20 protein-coding genes are annotated in these 21045 nt (G+C 69.7%); 11 read left to right on the top strand and 9 right to left on the bottom strand.

The window, feature by feature from the left end:
- The first annotated feature begins 32 nt into the window (after nt 1–32).
- The 4 genes from D7X30_RS39645 to D7X30_RS39630 all read left to right on the top strand — a co-directional run bounded on the left by D7X30_RS39645 (nt 33) and on the right by D7X30_RS39630 (nt 4121).
- The gene (locus tag D7X30_RS39645; protein WP_233592088.1) at nt 33–1079 is read left to right on the top strand and encodes a P-loop NTPase; all 1047 of its coding nucleotides are present in this window, start codon (nt 33–35) and stop codon (nt 1077–1079) included.
- Entirely contained in the window at nt 1076–2746 is a 1671-nt protein-coding gene (locus D7X30_RS39640; RefSeq protein ID WP_120568176.1) for a helix-turn-helix domain-containing protein, read from the top strand. Before D7X30_RS39645 ends, D7X30_RS39640 begins: the two co-directional genes overlap by 4 nt.
- Before the next feature lie 77 nt (nt 2747–2823).
- Nucleotides 2824–3087, top strand: coding sequence for a hypothetical protein (locus D7X30_RS39635; protein WP_120526362.1), 264 nt, complete (start codon nt 2824–2826; stop codon nt 3085–3087).
- A gap of 11 nt (nt 3088–3098) precedes the next feature.
- On the top strand, nt 3099–4121 hold the full coding sequence (locus tag D7X30_RS39630) for an RluA family pseudouridine synthase (protein WP_120568175.1): 1023 nt from the start codon (nt 3099–3101) through the stop codon (nt 4119–4121).
- Here the strand turns inward: D7X30_RS39630 and D7X30_RS39625 are convergent.
- Together D7X30_RS39625 and D7X30_RS39620 are read right to left on the bottom strand one after the other, a co-directional pair.
- Entirely contained in the window at nt 4102–5412 is a 1311-nt protein-coding gene (locus D7X30_RS39625) for an HD-GYP domain-containing protein (protein ID WP_120568174.1), read from the bottom strand. The two genes, D7X30_RS39630 and D7X30_RS39625, sit on opposite strands and share 20 nt — an antisense overlap.
- 4 nt (nt 5413–5416) lie before the next feature.
- Entirely contained in the window at nt 5417–7183 is a 1767-nt protein-coding gene (locus tag D7X30_RS39620; RefSeq protein ID WP_120568173.1) for a HEAT repeat domain-containing protein, read from the bottom strand.
- A 198-nt stretch (nt 7184–7381) separates the two neighbouring features.
- On the opposite strand from D7X30_RS39620, the gene D7X30_RS39615 reads away from it, so the two are divergent.
- Entirely contained in the window at nt 7382–7714 is a 333-nt protein-coding gene (locus D7X30_RS39615) for a hypothetical protein (protein ID WP_120568172.1), read from the top strand.
- A gap of 46 nt (nt 7715–7760) precedes the next feature.
- On the opposite strand, the gene D7X30_RS39610 is transcribed toward D7X30_RS39615, so the two are convergent.
- From D7X30_RS39610 to D7X30_RS39580, 7 genes are all read right to left on the bottom strand, one after another.
- Complete coding sequence (locus D7X30_RS39610; protein ID WP_120568171.1) at nt 7761–10229, bottom strand: OPT family oligopeptide transporter; 2469 nt, start codon at nt 10227–10229, stop codon at nt 7761–7763.
- Nucleotides 10230–10299: 70 nt separating this feature from the next.
- On the bottom strand, nt 10300–11187 hold the full coding sequence (locus D7X30_RS39605; protein ID WP_120568170.1) for an RNA polymerase factor sigma-32: 888 nt from the start codon (nt 11185–11187) through the stop codon (nt 10300–10302).
- A gap of 418 nt (nt 11188–11605) precedes the next feature.
- Nucleotides 11606–13675 (bottom strand): DUF3488 and DUF4129 domain-containing transglutaminase family protein, encoded by a 2070-nt coding sequence (locus D7X30_RS39600; RefSeq protein WP_120568169.1) that lies wholly within the window; start codon nt 13673–13675, stop codon nt 11606–11608.
- Nucleotides 13672–14652: a DUF58 domain-containing protein gene (locus tag D7X30_RS39595; RefSeq protein ID WP_120568168.1), complete on the bottom strand. Its 981-nt coding sequence runs from the start codon at nt 14650–14652 to the stop codon at nt 13672–13674. Before D7X30_RS39595 ends, D7X30_RS39600 begins: the two co-directional genes overlap by 4 nt.
- Nucleotides 14649–15629: a MoxR family ATPase gene (locus D7X30_RS39590; protein ID WP_120568167.1), complete on the bottom strand. Its 981-nt coding sequence runs from the start codon at nt 15627–15629 to the stop codon at nt 14649–14651. The genes D7X30_RS39595 and D7X30_RS39590 overlap by 4 nt, the downstream gene beginning before the upstream one ends.
- 136 nt (nt 15630–15765) lie before the next feature.
- A complete protein-coding gene (locus D7X30_RS39585; RefSeq protein ID WP_120568166.1) occupies nt 15766–16092 on the bottom strand; it encodes an STAS domain-containing protein in 327 nt (108 codons plus the stop codon).
- A gap of 220 nt (nt 16093–16312) precedes the next feature.
- Nucleotides 16313–17050, bottom strand: coding sequence for a lytic transglycosylase domain-containing protein (locus D7X30_RS39580; RefSeq protein WP_120568165.1), 738 nt, complete (start codon nt 17048–17050; stop codon nt 16313–16315).
- A gap of 303 nt (nt 17051–17353) precedes the next feature.
- Between D7X30_RS39580 and D7X30_RS39575 the strand changes: the two genes are divergently transcribed.
- The 6 genes from D7X30_RS39575 (at nt 17354) to rplC (ending at nt 20950) form a co-directional block, all read left to right on the top strand.
- Nucleotides 17354–17500, top strand: coding sequence for a lmo0937 family membrane protein (locus D7X30_RS39575; RefSeq protein WP_370052078.1), 147 nt, complete (start codon nt 17354–17356; stop codon nt 17498–17500).
- Nucleotides 17497–18066, top strand: a complete 570-nt coding sequence (locus D7X30_RS39570) for a hypothetical protein (RefSeq protein WP_120568164.1) — start codon at nt 17497–17499, stop codon at nt 18064–18066. Before D7X30_RS39575 ends, D7X30_RS39570 begins: the two co-directional genes overlap by 4 nt.
- A gap of 40 nt (nt 18067–18106) precedes the next feature.
- Nucleotides 18107–18760 carry a HupE/UreJ family protein gene (locus tag D7X30_RS39565; protein ID WP_120568163.1) on the top strand — a complete coding sequence of 218 codons (654 nt, stop codon included), beginning with the start codon at nt 18107–18109 and terminating at the stop codon, nt 18758–18760.
- 115 nt (nt 18761–18875) lie between these two features.
- The gene (locus tag D7X30_RS39560; protein WP_223743187.1) at nt 18876–19289 is read left to right on the top strand and encodes a hypothetical protein; all 414 of its coding nucleotides are present in this window, start codon (nt 18876–18878) and stop codon (nt 19287–19289) included.
- Between the two features lie 78 nt (nt 19290–19367).
- On the top strand, nt 19368–20138 hold the full coding sequence (locus D7X30_RS39555; protein WP_120568162.1) for a hypothetical protein: 771 nt from the start codon (nt 19368–19370) through the stop codon (nt 20136–20138).
- Nucleotides 20139–20281: 143 nt separating this feature from the next.
- On the top strand, nt 20282–20950 hold the full coding sequence (gene rplC, locus D7X30_RS39550; RefSeq protein WP_120568161.1) for a 50S ribosomal protein L3: 669 nt from the start codon (nt 20282–20284) through the stop codon (nt 20948–20950).
- Nucleotides 20951–21045 lie beyond the last annotated feature (95 nt).

Below are 21045 nucleotides of genomic sequence, written 5' to 3'. Positions count from 1 at the left end.
GGGTGTCGACTCGGGCGGTAGGACGGGCTTTGATGCGAGCCTTCGTGAAGCCCGCCCCCCTGCCTCCATCCGCTCCCGCCTCCCTGGCTGGCACCTCGCCGCGTGCAGACAATGACGAGTCGCCCTCGGGACCCGCGGGCCTCGCGCGGCGCTCCCGCGCGCGGCGGATCATCGCGGTGGGCGGCGGCAAGGGCGGCATCGGCAAGTCGATGGTGTCCGCCAACCTGGGCGTCGCGCTCGCGCAGGCAGGCCAGAAGGTGCTGCTCGTGGACGCGGACCTGGGCGGCGCCAACCTGCACACCTGCCTGGGCGTGGGCCCTCCGGAGTCCACGCTGTCGGACTTCCTGCGGCGCGGGAAGGCGAGCCTCGAAGAGGTGATGGTCTCCACTGGCGTGCCCGGGCTGTCGCTGATCGCCGGCGCGCAGGACTCGTTGGACGCGGCGAACCTCAAGTACGCGCAGAAGCAGAAGCTCCTGCGCACGCTGCTGTCGCAGACGACGGCGGACTACCTCATCCTCGACCTGGGCGCGGGCACCAGCTTCAACACGCTCGACTTCTTCCTCATCGCGGACCACGGCCTGCTCGTCGTGCTGCCGGAGCCCACGTCCGTGGAGAACGCGTACCGCTTCGTCAAGGCGGCCTTCTTCCGTAAGCTCCAGCAGACGGAGGCGCGCTACGGCATCCAGGACATGGTCGAAGGCGCGCTGTCCACCCGCGAGGGCGGCCTGCGGACGCTGCACGACATCGTCGCGCAGGTGCGGCGCAAGGCCCCCTCGGACGCGGAGCGGCTGGAGCGCGAGCTGGCGGCGTTCCACGTGCGGCTCGTCGTGAACCAGGCGCGCACGGACGCGGATGAGAAGGTCGGCTCCGCGATGGTGTCCGCGTGGAAGAAGTTCTTCGGCATCGACATGGATGACCTGGGCGCCCTGCGCCACGACGATGAAGCGTGGCGCGCGGTGCGCAAGCGCAAGCCGGTGCTCCTCGAGCGCCCCGACTCGCCCGTGTCCCAGGGACTCCAGCGCATCGCCGCTCGCATCCTGACGCTCGACGGCCTTTCCCCCGAGTCCGCCATCCCATGAAGCCCTTCGCGCAGCAGACCTACTACGAGCTCCTGGAGGTGCCGCCCACGGCGACCGACGCGGAGATCCGCGCGGCCCACCAGCGCCTGATGGAGCTGTATTCGCCGGATTCCATCGCGGTGTACGCGCTGGGGGATCCGGATCAGGTGGAAGCCCTGCGTGAGCGGATGAACGAAGCGATGGAGATGCTCACCGACGCGGACCTGCGCGTCGAGTATGACCGCTCCATCGGGCTGTCCACGGAGCGGCTCGCGAAGGCCGCCGCGACGGCGGAGGCCGCGGGCGCGGTGGACTCGGCCGCGCGTGTCGCGGAGGCTCTGGCCACCGCCGCGGCGGCGCTAGCGAAGGCCGCGGGTGCGGTGGATGCCGAAAGGCTGGAGGCGGAGTCGCGACTGAAGGCCGCGGCTTCCGTGAACGACAATGAAGGGGAGGCGCCTCGCGCGAGCGGGCCGCCTGGAAAGAGCGAGGAGCGGATGCGGGGTGAGGAGTCGAAGCGGCAGGAGTCCTCGGGGATGGACGCTCCAGGCGTGCCCTCCGAGCCGGTGACAGTGGGAGGCGTGGCGGTGGTGGAGGCCTTCCGTGCCTCGTTCACCCGGAGCCTGTCGTTTGTCTACGTCCCCGCGAGTCCGCTGCGCGGGCAGGGCAGGGGACCCACCGAAGCGCCGGCCCCCGCCGTGGACGCGAAGTCCTCCGGCGCCGAGAACGCGCCGGCTGCTTCCGAACCCAAGGCCGAGGCACCCAGCCCCGTCGAGAGCACTGCCTCAGCAGTCGCATCCCCAGCGGAAGCCGTGCCTCCGGCCGGATCCGCTTCCGTGCCCGCGAGCTCCGCTGTCGAGCCCCCGGTGGCGGAGGAGCCCGCCGCTGCTCCTGCCGCGGAGGCCGTGCCGGATCGCGTGGACGCGCTCGAAGTCCCTGTTGCCTCCATGGCAACAGAGGCTCCGGCTCCCCAGCCCGCGACGGACACCGGTGCGGTGGCCGCGACGCCCACTCCGGAAGCCAGCGCCACGCCTGTCGCCGCGTCCCAGGCCCCGGAGGCCGGATCCGTGGCAGCCAGCCCCGAGCCCGTCGCGGACGCGGCGGCCGTGACGACCACCCAGGGCGAGTCGGATCCGAACCCCGCCCCGGGCGCTCCGGCCCTGGACTCCAGTACCACCGCGCTGGCCCGGATCCCGGCCACCGGGGCCTCCCGCGCCGCCGTTCGGCCCCTGACGTCGCGCCCCATCGACTCGCGTCCGCAGCAGAACGGCCCCACGGGGCCGGGCACCGTGAAGGGCCCCACGGTCCGCAAGCTCGGAGAAGCCCAGGTCCTGGCGCAGGACTCCGCCATCGCGACCGCCGAGTCCGCGCTGGCCCAGGTGGCCGCCAAGGTCCGCGACGCCCGTCCCCGGGGCGTGGACATCCCCTCGGACGCCGAGTTCAACGGCGAGCTGCTCCGCCGCGTCCGCGAGGCCCGCGGCCTCACCATCCAGCAGCTGGCCGACCGCACCCGCATCTCCGTGCGTCACCTGGAGAACGTGGAGGCGGACCGCTACACCGCGCTCCCCACCACCGTGTACCTGCGCGGCATCCTCATGAACCTCGCCCGCGAGCTGGGCCTGGACCCCCTGCGTGTGTCCAAGAGCTACCTCGCGCTGTTCTCCGAGAAACCCGCCAAGGCGGGCCGTTGACCGGGAGTCGGCCGAGCCCCCTCCCGTGCGACGGGAAAAGTTGACTCGCACGGGGTGGGTGCCTAAGTAGTGGCACGATGACGGAAGAGGAAAAGGTCAAGGCGATGCGACTCGCCCGCGCGATCGCCTCAGATATTTCGCTCTACAACGAGCAGAAGATCATCAAGGGCATCGAGCAGGACAACCTTTTCGAGGTCCTCAAGGAGGAACTTGAAGAGGGGCGCGCGCTCTACAAGAGCCGCGTGAGCGCGGAGATCAGCACCCAGGCGAACTTCTTCGAGCGCGCCATCAACGACATCGTGCTGCGCTCCAAGGCGCACGTGAAGTCGAAGATCTGGTAGCGCGTCCCGCCGTGGCCTCACCCGACACGCGCGAGCACCGCGCCCTCCCCGAAGCCCGGGGCGAGCGGCTGGATGCGTACATGGCCCGCGCGTTCCCGGACCTCACCCGCTCCCGCCTCCAGGGCCTCATCGCGGACGGCCACGTGCTGTCCGACGGCAAGCCCGCCAAGGCCGCGCAGCGTCTGCGCGGAGGCGAGGTGCTGGTCCTCCACGTCCCCGCGCCCGTCGCCGCCATCCCGCAGGCGGAGGCCCTGCCCGTGTCCGTGCTGCACGAGGACCGCGACCTCGTCGTCGTGGACAAGGCCGCCGGCATGGTGGTGCACCCGGGCGCGGGCCACGCGTCCGGCACGCTCGTCAACGCGCTCCTGCACCGCGTGAAGGACCTGGCCGGCGTGGGCGGCGAGCTGCGCCCCGGCATCGTCCACCGGCTGGACAAGGACACCACCGGCTGCCTCGTCGTCGCCAAGCACGAGCAGGCCCTGGTGGCGCTCCAGAAGGCCTTCAAGACGCGCGAGGTCCAGAAGACGTACCTGGCCCTGGTGCACGGCGCGCCGCCCGCGGAGGGGCGCATCGAGACGCTCTACGGCCGCCACCCCATCCACCGGCAGAAGTTCACCGGCAAGGTGAAGGAGGGCAAGCCCGCCATCACCCTGTTCCGCGTGCGCGAGGTCTTCGACGGCGCCGCGCTGGTGGAGGTGGACCTGCTCACCGGCCGCACGCACCAGATCCGCGTCCACCTGGCGGAGGCCGGACACCCGCTCTTGTGCGACGCACTCTACGGCGCCGGCCGCAAGGCGAAGGGCGCGGTGGCGGAAGCACAGGAGCTGCTGGGCCGCCAGGCGCTGCACGCGTGGCGCCTGGCCTTCGAACACCCGCGCACCCACAAGGCGCTGGACCTGGAAGCCCCCCTCCCGGAGGACTTCACGAAGGCGCTCACGCGCCTGCGCGAGGCGAGCACTCCACCGGGGCCTCCCACGAAGGCGAAGCCCGCTCCGAAGAAGGCGGCGGCGAAGGCTACAGGCCGGAAACGCTGATCTGCTGCTGGCGGCGGGAGAGGACCTTGATGGGCTGGATGGCCATCACCCGCATGAAGACGGACAGCAGCTCCGGGTCGAACTTCTGGCGCATCTCCGTCCACATCAGCATCAGCGCCACCTCCGGGCCGTACGCGTCCCGGTAGGGCCTGCGGGAGGTGAGCGCGTCGTACGCGTCGCAGATGGCGATGATCTTCGCGTACACCCCCAGGTTCGTCTTGGGGATGATCATCTGGATGTTGCCGCGAGCGTCCCGCACCGCGGTGCCGTAGTCCGTCTTGTGCTCGAACGTCGTCACCACGCGCAGGAGCGTGGAGCGGCTGAAGCCCTTCTCCATCAGGATGTTGCGCACGCTGATGAGCGGCGCGCGGGCCACCGTCGTCTTCTCGTCCGCGGTGAGCGCGCCGCGCTTGGTGGACAGCTCCTCCGGCAGCGTCGTCATGCCCGCGTCGTGGAAGAGCGCGATGTAGCCCAGGTCGCGCAGCTGCGGCTTGGTGAGCCCCAGCTCCGCGCCGAACACGATGCACATCAGCGCCACGTTCACCTGGTGGTAGACGAGGTAGTCCTCCTCGCGCTTCTGCGTCGTCATGCCCAGGAAGTGGGTGCGCTGATCGTAGGAGATGTCCACGAAGTCCTGCACCAGGCGCAGCGCCCGCGACGAGCCGATGGGCTTCCCCGCGCGCACGGACTCCAGGTACTTCTGCAGGAAGAACACGGCACGCGCGTACACGGTCATCGCGTACTTCTTGCGGTCGACCTTCTGGTCGCCCGGCGTGTCCATGTCCTTGTTCATCTTCTCCTTCAGCTTGGAGAACTTCGCCACGCGCATGTTGAGGAGCTTGCGCCCCTGAAGGCCGTCCTCCTCCGCGGTGGTGGACTGCTCCTTGCTGAAGATCCAGACGAAGTTCTTCAGCTCCTGCACCGTGACGGGCTTGGTCAGCGTGATGCCGCCCACGTCCTTGGCGCGCATCTCCGACAGCAGGTAGCGCTGGTTCTCGATGGAGTTCAGGTCCACCTTCACCAGCATGCCGTTCAGGTAGTAGGAGTCCTTGACGCCCGTCAGCTCCAGCCGGCCTTCCTTGCCGATGATCTGGTTGATGATGTCCTGGAGCTGGTGGAGCGGCTTTTCGAAGACCGCGTTCTCCGGGTCATACATCTTCACCGAGCGCACCAGCATGTAGAGGCCGGCGAGCATGGAGCGCGACAGGTTCTGGAGCTTCTCGTTGTGCTCTCGACCGTACTCGCCCAGGTTTTCGTCCTGGGTCTGATTGATCTTCAGATTGTCGGCCATGGTGTCAGCTCGCCTCTTCCGGCAGCGCCGAGTCCCCGAACAGGGCCTTGCGCGTCTGGTACATCGCCTTGCGGGCCGCGGTGAGGACCTCCAAGGGCTGCGCCTTGTCCTCCACCACGCCCTGCAACATCTTGTAGGACTGGATGGAGCCCGCGCCGCCCAGGCCGGTGATGGCCAGCAGCTTGTCCTCCATCACCCGCCGCTTGTTGAGCAGCGAAGGCTTCACCGTCAGCAACTGCTGCATCATGGACAGCGCGGCGGGCAGGTTGGTGGCCCCGATGGCTCCATAGAAGGCGGCCTTCTCGTCGGACGTCTTCTTGTCCCAGCCCGGGTCGCGCACCTGCCGCACCAGGTCCGTGAAGGCCCGCTCGCGGTCGAACTCCGGCAACAGCTTCGCGGCCAGCATGCGCACCTGCGAGACGCCGTCGGTGAGCGCATCCAGGATGATGCGCCGGGCCTCCGCCGTGCGGCCCCGTCCGATGATCTGCATGACCTCCAGCTTCACCACCAGGTTGGGGCTCTTCATCACCTGGCCGAACATCTTCACCCGCTCCGGGTGGTTGCTCTTCTCCAGGATGTAGACCATGTCGCGCACCGTCTGCGGCCGGTCCGACAACAGGCGCGCGACGAAGGGCTCCGGCAGGTCGCGCGCGAACGTGGCCAGCACGTCACCCAGCAGCAAGCGGTTCTCCGGCAGCTCGATGGTCTCCAGCACGCTGAGCAGCGGCAGCACCGAGTCCACGCCCAGCGCCTGCAGGTAGCGCGTCACATCCTGCGGCTGCCGCGTGCGCGTCGTCTTCAGCGACTCGCCCATCCGCGTGAGGCGCTGCTCCTCGCCCATCTTGTGGAGGAAGTTGGTGAGCAGCCGCCCCAGGTCCTCGCCCCCTTCGCGCTGGGAGAGCGCGCGCAGCTTGAGGACGATCTGGTTCACCGTGGCGAAGTCGTCCTGGAGCAGCAGCATGTCCAGCAACTGCAGGAAGATCTCCTCCAGCAGCGCCGCGTCATCCACGCCGCCTTCCACCACCTGGAACACCGCGCCCACCAGCTTGGGGAAGAGGCGCGCGTTCTCTTCTTCCGTGATTTCGCGCTGGATGCGGGCCTTCAGGTCGTCCGTGGCGTGCCGGCCGCCCACGACGAGGCCGCGGATCTGCTCCACGCCGTCCAGCTTCGCGTCCAGGTCCTCCGCGGACACGCGCGCGAAGCGCAGGAAGTCATCCGAGTTCGTCTGGAGGCGGGAGTAGAGGTAGCCCACCACCTTGTCCACCTCCACCTGGACCTCGTCCTCGTTGGCTCCCTCCATGGAGAAGCCTTCCACCACCACGTACTCCACCTGCTGCATGCCCGCGCGCCACAGCTGCGCGAGCACGTCGTCCGCGCCGCGCTCCGGCTCCGACAGCGCGATGAGCGTGAGGGTGACCAGCTCCTCCAGGGGCAGCCCCGGGCGGAAGATGAGCTGGCGGATGCCGTCGCGGAAGAACTTGTAGGGGAGCGGCGACTCCTCGGAGAAGAGCGGCTCGCCGTGCAGCATGAAGTTCTGCTGCTCGACCTTCAGCGAGAGCGGCCCGAACTTCTCCGTGTACGAGGAGATGGACTCCAGCGCCTTGGAGAGGAACTCCGGGAAGCGCGCCTCGTTGTGGCGGTACATGCCAATCTGCTTGATGCCCTTGAGCAGGTGGAACGCGAACGTCTTCGCCAGTTCCACCTTCTCGCGGACCTCCGGTGACTGCTCCGGTTCCGCGGTCGCGTCCGTGACTTTCTGGGGCTGTGCCATGAAACCTGAAGAATCCGGAGGGGGCGGAAGGCCCCGGTGGGGGGAGCTTGAGTGTACTCCCGTCCAGGTTCCGGTCCCAATTCGGGAACTGCCCAGAATCCAGGGGGTTGGCGTGACACCTGGGCAACATGGGGTGGACTGGCGGTGAAGCCCCGGTGTGTTACGCAAGGGGCCCCTTTGCCGTCCGGAGTCCCGTCCATGAAGCGACTGGCCGCGTCCGCCCTGGTCCTGGCGTCCCTCACGGGGTGCTTCCGCATGAGCGTGCGCAGTCCGGCGCCGCGGGATGGCGCACCGGAGGCCCAGACGGGTGTGAGCCTGGTGGAGGGGCTGACGACGTCCAACGTGGCCGCGGCGGAGTGCCGGCATGGCCTGTCCCGGGTGGACGTGTACTGGCCGTGGTGGAGCCCGTTCGTCTACGCCTTCACCTTCGGCATCGTGACGCCGCTGCGAGCGGAGTACGTCTGCGCGAAGGGGTCGGCGGACGTTGCCGGCGGCGACACGGAGGTGCCGCCGTCGGTGCCCGGGCTGTGACGGAAACCTCCCCGCGATGACGAAGCGGGGAGGGTGATTCAAGCCGTCAGTGCGACGGTGGCGGGGCTTCCGCGCCGCTCTTGCCCTTGAGGGCCGAGCGGAACAGCACGGCGGTGAGGACGGCGAAGAACGCCAGGCCCCAGACGTTGGACCACGTCGGGTGCGCCAGCTCGCTCTCGCCCACGGCGTTGAGGAAGGAGCCCACCGCGCCTTCATGCCCGAAGAGGGCGGGCAGGTTGATGGCGCGCGTCCAGGCCCCGTCGCTGGCGATTTCGAGGATCGCGATGAGCACGCCCGCGATGGAACCGCCCGCGATGTAGCCGGAGGACATCAGCGTGCCGGGGGAGAACTCGGCCTCCGCCGCGCTGCCGCCGCGCAGCTTGTCCACGAGGAAGCGGACGATGCCGCCCACGAAGATGGGCGCGCTGCTGCTGATGGGCAGGTACACGCCCACCGCGAAGGGCAGTGAGGACACGCCGCACAGCTCCAACATCAGGGAGATGAAGACGCCGAGGAGAACCAGGTCCCAGGGCAGCTGCCGGGTGAGGATGCCGTCGATGATCAGCGCGAAGAGCTGCGCCTTGGGAGCGGAATAGCGGGTGAGCTTCTGGCCTTCATGCTCGACGATGCGGCCACCAATGCCGGGGTCGACGAGGTACTGGATGGCCCCGTCCGAGTCCACGAGGTAGCGCCCCGCAGGCACTGGCGTGTTGGCTCCGTGCACCAGGCCTTCCTTGTAGACGTGCTCCGGGCCTTCGGTGATGGCGCCCGCCTCGGAGAGCTTCAGGGACTGGCCGCTCGCCAGGGTCAGCGTGAGCCCCGCGACGTCCTGTGCGGAGCGGGACTGCCAGCTGCGCAGCTCCTGGCTGCCGTTCTGGGCTTGCGACTCCAGGCGCTCTGCCCACAGGGCTCGCTTGACCTCCGCGGGCTTCATCCCCTTCTCGGCGAGGGCCTGCTCGGACACGTTCCAGCGATAGGTGTGCTGGGTGTGGGTCGTCTCCGTGAGCTCGGAGACCTGCACGTTCGGGTGTGGCTCCGGGACGATGACGGTCGCACCCCGGTTGAGCACCACCAGCACCAGCCCGATGAACATGGCGCTCGTGAGCACACCGACGAACAAGGCGATCTGCTGCTTCCTGGGCGTGCCGCCCACGAGGAACGCCGTCTTCAAGTCCTGCGCGGTGGTTCCGCCGTTGGACGCGGCGATGCCCACGATGGCCGCCGTGGTGAGCGCCATGAAGCGGTCCGGCGACGAGGTCCAGCCGAACAGCAGGTACACGAGGCAGGTGATGATGAGGGTCGCCACCACCATGCCGGAGATGGGATTGGAGGAGGAGCCGATCTCACCCGTGATGCGAGCGCTCACCGTCACGAAGAAGAAGCCGAAGATGACGATGAGGATGGCGGAGATGAAGTTGACGTGCAGGGGCGGCGCCAGCCAGATGGTGAGGATGAGGAGCGCGCTGCCCACCAGCACCACGGCGATGGGCAGATCCTGCTCGGTGCGAGGCATCGCGGGCAGCATGCCCTGGGTGCGGGAGGCGCGGAGGGTCGCCACGCTGCGCTTGAACGCCCCGATGATGGTCGGCATCGAGCGCAGCAGGCTGATCAACCCTCCCGTCGCGACCGCGCCAGCGCCAATGATGAGGACGTAAGCCTTGTGAATCTCATCCGGCGACATGTCCTTGATGAGCTTCCCGTTCTGCACCAGCAGCGGCGTCTCCGTGCCGCTGCCGAAGAAGGAGATCATCGGGATGAGGATGAGGTAGCTGAGCACGCCGCCCGCGAAGGTGATGCCCGCCACGCGCGGCCCGATGATGTAGCCCACGCCCAGCAGCTCCGGGGACACCTCCGAGGCGATGGTCGCGGACTTGAGCGCCTTGATGGGCGCGCCGATGACCTCCTTGAAGAGCTTCATCCCGGAGTAGGCGAACTTGTAGAGGCCGCCGATGATGAAGCCCACGATGACCGTGCGGGCGTTGGTGCCGCCCTGCTCGCCCACGATCAGCACGTCCGCGCTGGCGGTGCCCTCCGGGTAGGTGAGCTTGCCGTGCTCCTGGACGATGAGGCCCTGGCGCAGGGGAATCATCATCAGCACGCCCAGCACGCCGCCCAGCGCGGCGGTGAGGAACGCGTGCGTGAGGCTGATGTCGTAGCCCAGGATGAGCAGCGCGGGCAGCGCCGCCGCCACGCCGAACGCGAGCGACTCACCCGCGGAGCCCGTCGTCTGGACGATGGTGTTCTCCAGGATGCTGGAGCGCCCCAGGGCCCGGAAGATGGCGATGGAGAGCACCGCCACCGGGATGGACGCGGACACCGTGAGGCCGACCTTGATGGCCAGGTACACGGACGACGCCGCGAACACGATGCCCAGCACCGACCCGAGCACCAGGCCACGGAGGGTCAGCTCCGCGGGCGACTGCTCGGGGGACACATAGGGTTTGTGCGGGGCGGAGCCATGCGCCTCCGCGAGAGGGACGCGATCATCGACGACCGGCGGGGAACCGTGGGACAAGCAGGCACTCCTGACAGGAAATCAGGGGGCCCGTTCTAGCAGGGTCTCCGCCGGGGCGCGAAAACAGCCCTCAGCCCTGGGCGGCGAGCGTCTCCGGATCCACCTCCGCCATCAGGGCGGCCAGCTCCGACTTGAGCTTGTCCTTGGCGCGGATCTCCAGCTGGCGCGCGCGCTCGCGGGAGAAGCCGAAGTGCTCACCCAGCTCCTTGAGCGTCATGGGGCGCTCGTTCATCACGCGCTGCTCGATGATGAAGCGCTCGCGAGGGTCCAGGCGCATGAGGGCGGTGCGGACGCGGTTGTTGATGAGGCCCGCCTCCTCCTTGTCCGCGAACTCGTCGTCCTGGGGCGCCGCGGCGCTCACCACGAAGTCCACGTGGCTGTTGCCGCCGTCCTCGCCCATGGGCGCGTCCAGGGACAAATCCCGGCCGCCCATGCGCTGCTCCATCTCCCGCACTTCGCCGGGCTTCACATGGAGCTTGCGGGCAATCTCATCCACGTTCACCACGGCCTCGCCGCTGCCCAGCTTCTCCAGCTCACGGCGCGTGCGCGCCAGACTGAAGAACAGCTTGCGCTGCGCCTGCGTGGTTCCAAGCTTCACCAGGGACCAGCTCTTCAGGATGTAGTTCTGGATGTACGCGCGGATCCACCACACCGCGTACGAAATGAGGCGGATGCCCTTGTCCGGGTCGAACTTCTGCACCGCCTTCATCAGGCCGATATTCCCCTCCTGGATGAGGTCCGACATCTTGATGCCGTAGGAGCGGTACTCGTAGGAGACCTTCACCACGAAGCGCAGGTTGCTCGTCACCAGGCGGTGGCCCGCGGCCAGGTCACCCTTGATGAACCGGCGCGCCAGCTCCTGCTCCTCCTCCACCTTCAGGAGCGAGTACCGGTTGATCTCCGAGAGATACATCGCGAGGGAGCCAGAATTGGACGACTGCTCGGTCGAAGCCTGCATGGATGGATTCTCCAAATCGGGCCTCCTGCCGCGGCGGAGGCGCTTGAAAGGTGCTCTGGGTTCAAGTCCTACAACTTGACGTGTCTGCCCTGAGCAACCGGGATGCCAACCAGGGTTGGATGTATTCGCGTGTGTCTCCGAGGGGTTGGAGGACGCAGGTGGGCGTCTCCTGGCGACGGTCTGTAACCGTTACCCGTGGCCGATAGGAAATCAGCGGGTCTGCGAGGGGAGAAAATGCACGGCGTGGTGCCCTCGAGCGCACGTCGCCATGACGTTCGCGAATGGGGTTGCGTGAAACGCTTAATGGCGACGGGTGGCGGCTGTGGAGACATTTCTCCACCTCGGCCGGGCGTTCCTGGGGAGGGCGGGCGACCGGCGACGGAAGCCCGCTTCCGTCCGGAGGGCACTTCTCTTCCGCTCAGGAGGCGCGGGCGGTAGGGCCCGCCTGTCCGGCCGGCTTTACTGCTCGACGGGCGGCTTCCGCATCCAGCGCGCGGCGCAAGGTGGCGAGCAGGTGCTCGGCCTCGCCCTCGCGCAGGGCACGGCCGCCGAAGCGGGCCTCCAGGTAGCGGCGGGTGAGGGGCGTCAACGCCAGCGCCAGCGGATGGCCTTCGCGCGCCAGGCGCGTGGTCAGGTCCTCCAGCGTCTCGTGTTCACCGCGCGGCACCTGGGCCTTCTGGAGCACCGCGTCCACCCGGTCGAGGAAGCGCGTGGCCTCCAGCACCGGGGCGCGGCCCGTCCAGCGGGAGACGAAGCGGCCCGCGCGCCAGACGACAAAGGCCACGACGGCGGCCGTCACCCACGCGCGCGGCGGGGGCAGGCGGCTGGGCGTCTGGTTCGCGGGGGCACCGGCCGGACGGCGCGGCGGGCGGACCAGGGCGCTCGCCATCTCGAACTGGTCGCGGAAGGAGTAGTCGACGACGGAGTTGCGCCAGCGCGCCTCCACTGCTTCATAGAAAGCGAGCAGGTTCTCCAGCAGCGCGGAGCCCTGGCTCGGGCGGTTCGACGGCGGAGTCGCGTCCACGGTGATGAAACCCCGCCCCGGGACGAGCACGTGCGTCCAGGCGTGCGCGTCGCCCGCGCGCAACAGGTAGCCGCCGTCCATGCGCGCGCCGCCATAGAAGCCCGTGGCGAGCCGCGCCCCGATGCCCTGCGTGCGCAGCATCAGAGTGAGCGCGGTGGCGAAGTGCTCGCAGTGGCCCGCCTTGCGCACGAAGAGGAACTCCGCCAGCGGATCCTCCGGCGTGCCTGCCTGCTCCAGCGTGTACGCGTAGTCCCGCTGCAGGAAGGCGGCGAGCTTGCGCGCCGCGGCCAGCGGCTCCTTCTCGCCCTGGAGCACCCGCGCCGCGAGCTGGGCGACGCGCGCATCCAGGTGATCAGGCAGCGCCAGGAGCTGGTCGCGCTCCGCCTGGACCAGGCCAGGGGACAGGCCCGCCTTCGTGTCCGGCGGCAGGCTGTAGGCCTCGTAGGTGTACGAGGGCGCGATGACGGTGAAGCGCACCTCGCCCCCGCCTTGGAGTTGCACCGGGCTGTACCGGGTGCCGGTGGGTGTATGGGCCCTGGCGTTGCCCAGGCGCGAGGGCATCTCCAGGGCAATCAGCGTGCGGGCGCCGTACGCTGGCAGAAGCTCGATGCGCTGGTGGAGGAGCGTGTCGCTGGCGGGGCGCAGGGTGATCTGCCGCTCCGTCTGCTGCGCGCCGACGACGTTCGTCCACTCCATGCCGTCGAAGGTGTCGTAGGTGCGGCCCACCCAGTAGGCGTCCAGCGCTTCGCGGCCTGGATCCGGCGTGAGCGTGGCGCGCAGCACCACGCGCGGGTTGCCCTTGATGGTGCCCGCGCCGCCCAGCCGCACGGTGTTGGAGTAGCCCGCGCTGCTCACCGCGCCGAAGCCCGGCGCCGAACGCGGCCCCACCATGGCCCAGTTGAGGCGGGGGAAGAGGACGAAGAAGGCCACCGCGCCGGCCACCGCGAACATCACGCCCGTGGACAGCGGCCGCAGCACCGCGCGCACCGGCACGGGCTCGCCGTCTGGCACCGCCGCCTCCACCACGCCCAGCGCCAGCGACAGGCTGGCCAGCACCCCGAAGGCGATGAGGAACAGCGCGTACGACATGTCGCCCGACAGCGCCGCGCCGCCGGCCACCATCAAGAGTCCCGTCAGGTGCGTCTGGCCCTCCGCCGCGGCGTCAGGCGTGGACAGCATCCGCTGCGCGGCGATGAGGCTCGCGAAGGCGCACGCCGCCACCACCGCGTTCATCGCGCCGGCCGTCAGCTGGAGGCCCAGGAGCACCGCCGCGATCAGCAGCCCCAGCGCGGACAAGCGGGAGAAGCGCGCGACGAGCCGCACGTCGCACAGCGCCAGCACCAGCGCCCCGATGAAGACGCCCAGCACCCACACGGGAAGCTGGCCGGACAGGGCCATCGCGCCAAAGGCGGAGCCCACCGCCAGGTCGCGCAGGATGAGCCGCAGCCTCAATGGGCGCTTCACGCGGCCTCCCGGGAGTCCGTCCCTGCGTCCGCGCCCTCGAAGCCCACCCACGCGAGCGCCTGGAGGATGCGCCGCTCCTGCGAAGCCCCCGCAGCCGGGCGCAGCGCGCGCTCCGGCAACTGGAGTCCGACCTCATGCCCGGCGTCCAGGAGCTGGTGCGCCTGCGCGGCGACCTCCTCACAGCGGCGCTCCAGCGCGTCGCCCGTGAGGCCCGTCTCCAGCGCGAGCTTCCAGACGCGGCGCTCCTCGCGCTCGCGCTCCACCTTCAGGAGGCGCCCCGCCGCGGCGCTCTTCAGCCAGTGGATGCGGCGCGCGTCCTCGTTCGCGGCGAGCTCGCGCAGGCCCGCCACGTCGCCGGTGCCGTCCAGGTGGCGCGGGCTGCCCGCCTCGCCCCGGGGGCCCTTCTCCGCGGGCCCCGGTTCCTTGCAGGCGTAGCCGCGGCGCGGATACACGAGCAGCATTCCCTCCAGGGAGAACACGCGCGTCTTGGCGAACAGGCCCAGCGGCCACGTGGTGGTGACGCGCACGCCGGACAGGCGCACGGGGCCCCGGTGTGGCGCGGCCAGGTCCGCCCGGACGATGTGCTCCTTACCTGCGGACAGGTGCCCCAGCTTGCCGGTGCCGGTGAGCGGGGAGAGGTCCTCGGAGAGCGTCAGCGCGAAGCCGTGCCCCTTCTTGCGCGACACCGCCCAGCGGTAGGCGAAGGGCTCACGCGCGAAGGCCGCGTCCGCGCCCACCCGGCGCACCGTCAGGTCCCGCAGGCAGCGCTCCGACAGCACGCCGGACACCACCACCATGCTGAGCAGCAGGCCCAGCAGCAGGTAGAGCAGGTTGTTGCCCGTGTTGAGCGCGCCCAGCCCCACGCCAAACGTCACCACCAGGTACGTGCGGCCCGTCTTCGTCACCGACAGCGTGCGCGGTGGACGGAGGAGGGCGCGCAGCCGCGCCTTGAAGGGGGGACGGGCGGGGGCCTTCACCGGGGCGCCGCCACCTTGCGGGCGATCTCCTCCACCAGGTGCGCCGCCTCGTCCCGCGCGGACACGCCCTGTACTGCGCTCCTCAAGAGCACGCGGTGCGCCCAGCAGGGCACCAGCATGGCGCGCACGTCGCCGGGGGTGACGAAGTCGCGCCCCTCCCACAACGCCTGGGCCCGCGCCGCGGACCCCAGCGCCAGCACCGCGCGGGTGGACGCGCCGCGCTCCAGGTCGCCGTGCTCGCGCGTGGCCCGCGCCAGCCGCACCACGTAGTCCGCCACCGCCGCGTCCAGCTTCACGTCCTGGGCGAACTCACGCAGCGACGCCAGCTCCTCCGGCCCCGTCACCGCCTCCACCGACGGCAGCGGGGACGCCGCGCCGCGCGTGGTGAGCAGGCGCGCCTCCACGTCCGGCGCCGGGTGGCCCAGCGACAGGCGCACGAGGAAGCGATCCAGCTGCGAGTCCGGCAGCGGATAGGTGCCGGAGAAGTCCACCGGGTTCTGGGTGGCCACCACGGTGAAGGGCGAGGGCAGCGCGTGGGTCTGCCCGTCCAGCGACACCTGGCCCTGGGCCATGCCCTCCAGGAGCGCGGACTGGGTGCGCGGGGGCGCGCGGTTGAGCTCGTCCGCCAGCACCAGCTGCCGGAACAGCGGCCCGGGCCGGAAGGAGAAGGTGGCCGTCTGCGCGTGGAACACCTGCGCGCCCAGGATGTCCGTCGGCAGCAGGTCCGCGGTGAACTGGATGCGTGAGAAGGACAGGGCGCACGCGCGGGCCAGGGCCTCCGCCAGCGTCGTCTTGCCCACGCCGGGCATGTCCTCCAGCAGCAGGTGCCCGCCTGCCACCACGCAGGTGACGACGCGCCGCACCTCCTCCGGCTTGCCCTGCACGGCGCGGCCAAGCTGGGCGGCGAGCCGCTCCATCACCGCGCGCGCGGAAGCAGGGGAGGGAACTGGACCGAGGACGCGAGCGGGCTGGGTCATCTGGGCGCGGACTCTAGCCCAGGCGAACGCCCGCCGGCACCCCTCCAGGCCGCCCGTGTTCCTCGCCGGATGCCCGCCTGCCTTGGAGGCGCGGGCACTTGCCGGGGATGCACGCGGCCCGGAGGGCCACCCAGTCTCAGACGGAGAGGATGTCCTCGGGCGTGTAGTACGCCCGGTGCGTCGTCGGCGAGGACAGCACGCCGAAGTAGCGGAACATCCGCTCGTGGTGCGTGGCCAGCCCGCGCAGCTGCACGGCGCCGTCCTTCAGGCCGTGGGTCAGGATGCCCACCGCGCTGTCCTTGAACTCACGAAGATGCGCGAAGTCCAGCACGACCTCGCTCTGGCCCAGCGCCTGGAGCGAGTTGCGCAGCTCCTGGGCCGTACGGCCGTCCAGCGTCCCTTCCAAGCGCAGCGTGATCCGACCCGCCGCCTCCTCCTCCCGATGAATCTGAAGCCCCGTCATGATCCGCGCTCCCGCTGAGGTATGCACGTGTGTGCAGCTCGCGATGTAATGGCGGCTGCCGCACGTTTCCGGACCACAGGGGTGGTCCGGGTTCCCACCGGGGGGTGGGGGTGCACAGCCGGAGCCGAACAGTGCACCTTCACCGGCGATCAGGTCAGTGGCGGGCATGCAACTTCGGCTGGAGTGTTGGCGAGCGAGCGGAGCGCGTGTCACGCAGCGGTCAACCCTTGCGGTCGGGTGTCGTCTGCCCGGCACGCAGGCTGATGGCGCGCTCCTGCTGGGCCTTCAGCTTGCGGAACTCCTTCACGACCTTGGCGGGGTAGCCGGCCATGAACTTCACCCGGTTCTCCTTCTTGGCGAGGATGCGCCTGGCCAGCCCGGGACCCGCGTTGTAGGCGACGAGCGCGCCCTCCACGGAGCCGAAGCGGTTGATGAGGTCCGCCAGGTACGCGGTGCCCAGGTTCACGTTCGTCTCGAAGTCGAAGAGGTTGGTGTGGCGGCCCAGCCGCCAGCCGGACTTCTCCGCCAGGTACTTGCCCGTGTCCGGCATCACCTGCATGAGGCCCATGGCGCCCACGCCGGACACCGCGTAGTTGTTGAAGGACGACTCGCAGCGGATCAGCGCCACCACCAGCAGCGGATCCAGGTTGTTGCGCTCCGCCTCGCGGACGATGGCCACCGCCAGCCGGCGCTGCTGCCGCTCCGGGAGCCCGGAGGCGCGCACGGCCTCGGCCACGCCCATCTGCTCCGCGCGGAGGTAGTCCGCTTCGTCCTCGTAGTGCTGCAACCGGGCCAGGGCGGCCTTGAGCTGTGCGTCCTTCTCCGCCAGCTGCGCCCTCAGGGCCGCGACGTCCGGCGCTTCCCCCTGCGCACCCACCGGCACCTGCACCGGGAACGCCACCGCGTTCGTCCCCATCAGCACCACCGCCGCCGCCATCGCCACCGTCCAACCCCGCATCTCGCCCTCCCCTGGCGCCCAACCACCCGCGCCCGCTGACTCGCCCACACCCAGCGGCTAAGCAGGCAACGTGCCAGCGTACGTAGCGTGCGCCAGCTGCCTCACGGATCCTTAAGAGAAGGGCTGAAACAGGACCGGCATGGCCCACGGCATCCGGAAAAAATGCCCGGCCTGGGAAGTTTGTTTCCCAACCTGACCCTGCAGAAAGCTCCGCCTGTTGCCGCGCTGCCTCCGCGTTCCTAGCTTGGGCCCGGTCTGACTTTCGGGGCCCTGTGTGGCGGGAGGCGTGGCGTGTACTGGACCATGGGCATCATCTTGATGGTGTTGTGGGTGATGGGGCTGATCACCGGTTCAACGGAGGGGCAGTGGGTGCACCTCCTCCTGGTGTTCTCGGTCATCGCGTTCGTGCTGGCCGTCGCGTCGCTGGGGCGCCGGCGGGGGCTGGCATGAACGTGCCGGAGCTGGACATGGCGTGGCTGGAGCTGCCGCGGGACAAGGCGGGCTTCGTGCGGCGCGAATGTCCCCGCTGCCAGCGCTCCTTCAAGACGCGGCCCAGCCGCCACGACGCGGGGATGCTACAGCGGCTGCTCGCGGGCTACTTCCCCTTCGAGAACCTCCACGAGGCGTACACGCCCGAGGAGCTGCCCGCGTGGCACTGCCTGTACTGCGGCCACCGCGCGCTGCCGGACGCGTGGCTCACGCCGGATCAGTCCGCGCACGTGGAGCAGATGGCGCGCGCGTGGGCGAACCACGTGCGGTACGAGCAGCTGGCGTACGTGCAGCGCACGCTGTCCCAGAACCCGCGGCCCACCTTCGTCTCCGTGGCGCCGGAGCCGCTGCCCCGGCCGCTGCCTCCGGACGAGGAGATGCTGCGCACGCTCCCCATGGTCTGCTGCGGGGACGAGGTGCAGGCGCAGTGGGAATGGGATCTGCCGATGGTCTGTCCGCGCTGCGGCGCGCACCACGGCGGGCTTTCGGGCCGCCACCAGGTGCAGCTGGAGTTCGTGCGCGAGTAGTGGACGGGCAGGGCGCGCGGAGGGCAGGCTCCTTCGCGCGATGAAGCCGTTCCCCGCAGCCCGGGTGGTGTTGCTGGCCCTGCTCCTGTTGGGACCGGCCGCCGCCCACGCCCATGAAATGGAGGTCGCGCCCGAGGCGGTGAGCGGCTTCGCCGGCTGGGTGGGCGAGGGCATCCGCCACATCCTGGCCGGGGCGGATCATCTCCTGTTCCTCTTCTCAGTGTTGTTGGTGGGCGGCTCGTTCCGGCGGATCCTCTTGTTGGTGACGTCGTTCACGCTGGCGCACTCACTGACGCTGGGGCTCACGGCCCTGGGCTGGGTGACGCTGGACGCGCGGAGCACGCGGTGGGCCGAGGCCGCGATCGCCGCGTCCATCCTCTACATGGCGCTGGAGAACCTGCTCTTGCGCCAGCACGGGCACCGTGCGGGGCTCACCTTCCTGTTCGGCCTGGTGCATGGGCTGGGCTTCGCGAGCGTGCTCGGCGGCCGTGGGGTGGGGACGGCCGTGGTGCCGGCGCTCCTGGGCTTCAACCTGGGGGTGGAGGTAGGGCAGGCGGCGGTGGTGGCCTTCCTGGTTCCCGTGCTGCGAATCGTTCAGCGCAGGCCCCAGTTGCACTCGAAGGTTGTGCGCCTGTCATCCATCTGTCTCGTGGGAGTGGGGCTTTATTGGATGGTTGCTCGCGCGGTCGGTTGAATTGCACCAACAGCGTCCCTAGCTTGCGTCTCACGAGGGTGGGGGAGGGACGCTGATGGGAGCGAGGCATACCCGGCTGGCAGCCGCACTGGCCGCCGCGTGGGAAGCAGAAGTGGTGTCGGCCCGTCGTATGACGGGGCTGGCGGAGCGCATGAACGACGCGCGAGTCCGGGCGCGCCTGATGGTGCTGGCCGCCTTCTGCCGCGCCCATGCATCACGGCTCCTGGCCCGTCTGGCGGCGCTGGGGCGCGGACCGCTGCCGGTGCCTCCAGAAGAAATCGATCTGGATCCGGACACGGTGCTGGAGCTGCGCCGGGAGGGGGCCTTCGCCCGCGCTTCGGCCGCTCGCTACGAGACAACCGCGGAGATGGCGCGCCAGCACGCGGACCTGTCCTCCGCCTGGGTGTGCGAGCTGAACCGGACCGAGGAGCAGGACCGCGCCCGGGAGCTGCTCGCCCTGGCGGAAGGGGCCCTGGCGGCGGTGCGGCGGGGCGAGTCCCAGGCCGTCGCGGCTCCCGCGGATTCCTGAGGCCAAAGCCCGGGGCCGAGCGCTCGGAATGCGCTCGGCCGGTGACAGTCCTGGCGTCTTGGGCGTATGAATCCGCCCATGGCGAAGGAGAGCTACAACGATCTCATCTTCCAGCTCGGCGACCTGGCCCGGGACGTCCTCCCGGGCAAGCCGAACTGCCCCCGCTCCATGGAACGCGTCTACCGCGCCGAAGAGGTGCTGGAGGCGCGCCGGGACGAGCTGGCGGCGCTGGAAGCGGAGATGAACGACGAGGACGTGGCCTATCAGGACTTCCTGGCGCAGCACGAAGACGAGTGCGGCGCCCAGAAGGCGATCACCGGCAAGTTCCAGAAGGCCGTGACGGCGGTGGAAGGCAAGGTGAAGGGGCTGCGCAAGACGCTGGCCACCCGCCGCGCCGACCTGCGCTACGCCATCGTGGGCCTGAAGAAGCTGGAGGCGAAGCTCGCGGACCTGGAGATGACCACCCAGGATCCGGTGAAGCTGGACGCCGCCAAGCAGAACCTCAAGAAGAACCGCATCGCCCAGATGCGCCTGGCGCGCGAGGTGGAGGACTGGGAGGCCCAGCTGGCGGCCTCCCTCACGCCCACCCCCGGCCAGCCCGGCGCGGCCGGCATCCTGGCGCACAAGCGCCTGATCGAGCTGGAGGACGCCGCGGAGGAGCAGAAGCAGCAGCACGACGCCCGCATGGCGGAGCTCGACCAGGCCATCGCCACCAAGGAGGAGGAGATCAAGGGGGCGGAAGATTATCTGGATCAGGCCCTGTTCCTCCTCGGCGAAGAGGTGTATGCCCAGCGCATAGCGGACGGGCAGCTCAACCCCTTCTACCCGCGGTTGGATGTCGCGCAGTGAGGGGTACGCCCACCCTTGGTGCTTGACGTAGGGGACGTGTTTGCTATCTTGCGCCGCTTCCTGGCGGCCGCGGGTACGCGTGTAGGCCAGTTCATTGAATTCATTGGGCTTTCAGCGCCACGGGCGCTCGCTGTGAGGACGACGTGAAGGGTCTGATTGGCAAGAAGATCGGCATGACCCAGGTGTTCAACGACGAGGGCAACCTCGTTCCGGTGACGGTCATCGACGTCAACACCTGTCTGGTGGTCGGCAAGCGCACCCCGGAGAAGGATGAGTACTCCGCGGTGACCGTGGGCTTCGGCGAAATCCGCGAGAAGCTCCTGAACAAGCCGGAGCTCGGCTTCTTCAAGAAGGCCAGCGCCACGCCGCGCCGCCACCTGCGTGAGTTCCGCGTCACGGCCGAGGAGGCCGCGGGCTTCAACGTGGGCGACGCCATCAAGGCGGACATGTTCACCAAGGGCGAGCTGGTGGACGTCACCGGCGTGACCAAGGGCCGCGGCTTCTCCGGCGTCATGCGCCGCTGGAGCTTCAAGGGTTCGCAGACCAAGACCCACGGTACGCACGAGTATCAGCGTCACCCGGGCGCCATCGGTCAGCGTAAGACGCCGGGCCGTACGTACCCGAACAAGAAGATGCCGGGTCACTACGGCGTCGACCGCGTCACCACGCAGAACCTGACCGTGGTGGACGTGGACGTGGAGAAGGGCCTGGTGCTCGTGAAGGGTGCGGTCGCCGGCCACAACGACGGCATCGTCATCGTGCGCCCCTCCATCAAGGTGGCCATGCGCGCGCAGCACAAGGCCGCGCGCTAGTTCGCAGCCACTGACGCCGGGGCGCTTCACCGCGCCCCGTCCGACGCCCCGCTTCCGGCACCTTCGGGTCGCCGGGCGGGGCGTTCGTCGTTTCC

The sequence above is a fragment of the Corallococcus sp. AB011P genome (genome assembly GCF_003611605.1).
In the GTDB taxonomy this organism is placed as follows: domain Bacteria; phylum Myxococcota; class Myxococcia; order Myxococcales; family Myxococcaceae; genus Corallococcus; species Corallococcus coralloides.
The sequence above is the reverse complement of the archived record's forward strand: the minus strand, read 5'-3'. Positions and strand labels throughout refer to the sequence as shown.

What these genes read in the sequence shown, in the direction of transcription:
- D7X30_RS39645 (WP_233592088.1), top strand. Translation starts at nt 33, where the DNA reads ATGCGAGCCTTCGTGAAGCCCGCCCCCCTGCCTCCATCCGCTCCCGCC.
- D7X30_RS39640 (WP_120568176.1), top strand. Translation starts at nt 1,076, where the DNA reads ATGAAGCCCTTCGCGCAGCAGACCTACTACGAGCTCCTGGAGGTGCCG.
- D7X30_RS39635 (WP_120526362.1), top strand. Translation starts at nt 2,824, where the DNA reads ATGACGGAAGAGGAAAAGGTCAAGGCGATGCGACTCGCCCGCGCGATC.
- D7X30_RS39625 (WP_120568174.1), bottom strand. Translation starts at nt 5,412, where the DNA reads ATGGCCGACAATCTGAAGATCAATCAGACCCAGGACGAAAACCTGGGC.
- D7X30_RS39620 (WP_120568173.1), bottom strand. Translation starts at nt 7,183, where the DNA reads ATGGCACAGCCCCAGAAAGTCACGGACGCGACCGCGGAACCGGAGCAG.
- D7X30_RS39615 (WP_120568172.1), top strand. Translation starts at nt 7,382, where the DNA reads ATGAAGCGACTGGCCGCGTCCGCCCTGGTCCTGGCGTCCCTCACGGGG.
- D7X30_RS39605 (WP_120568170.1), bottom strand. Translation starts at nt 11,187, where the DNA reads ATGCAGGCTTCGACCGAGCAGTCGTCCAATTCTGGCTCCCTCGCGATG.
- D7X30_RS39590 (WP_120568167.1), bottom strand. Translation starts at nt 15,629, where the DNA reads ATGACCCAGCCCGCTCGCGTCCTCGGTCCAGTTCCCTCCCCTGCTTCC.
- D7X30_RS39585 (WP_120568166.1), bottom strand. Translation starts at nt 16,092, where the DNA reads ATGACGGGGCTTCAGATTCATCGGGAGGAGGAGGCGGCGGGTCGGATC.
- D7X30_RS39580 (WP_120568165.1), bottom strand. Translation starts at nt 17,050, where the DNA reads ATGCGGGGTTGGACGGTGGCGATGGCGGCGGCGGTGGTGCTGATGGGG.
- D7X30_RS39575 (WP_370052078.1), top strand. Translation starts at nt 17,354, where the DNA reads ATGGGCATCATCTTGATGGTGTTGTGGGTGATGGGGCTGATCACCGGT.
- D7X30_RS39570 (WP_120568164.1), top strand. Translation starts at nt 17,497, where the DNA reads ATGAACGTGCCGGAGCTGGACATGGCGTGGCTGGAGCTGCCGCGGGAC.
- D7X30_RS39565 (WP_120568163.1), top strand. Translation starts at nt 18,107, where the DNA reads ATGAAGCCGTTCCCCGCAGCCCGGGTGGTGTTGCTGGCCCTGCTCCTG.
- D7X30_RS39555 (WP_120568162.1), top strand. Translation starts at nt 19,368, where the DNA reads ATGGCGAAGGAGAGCTACAACGATCTCATCTTCCAGCTCGGCGACCTG.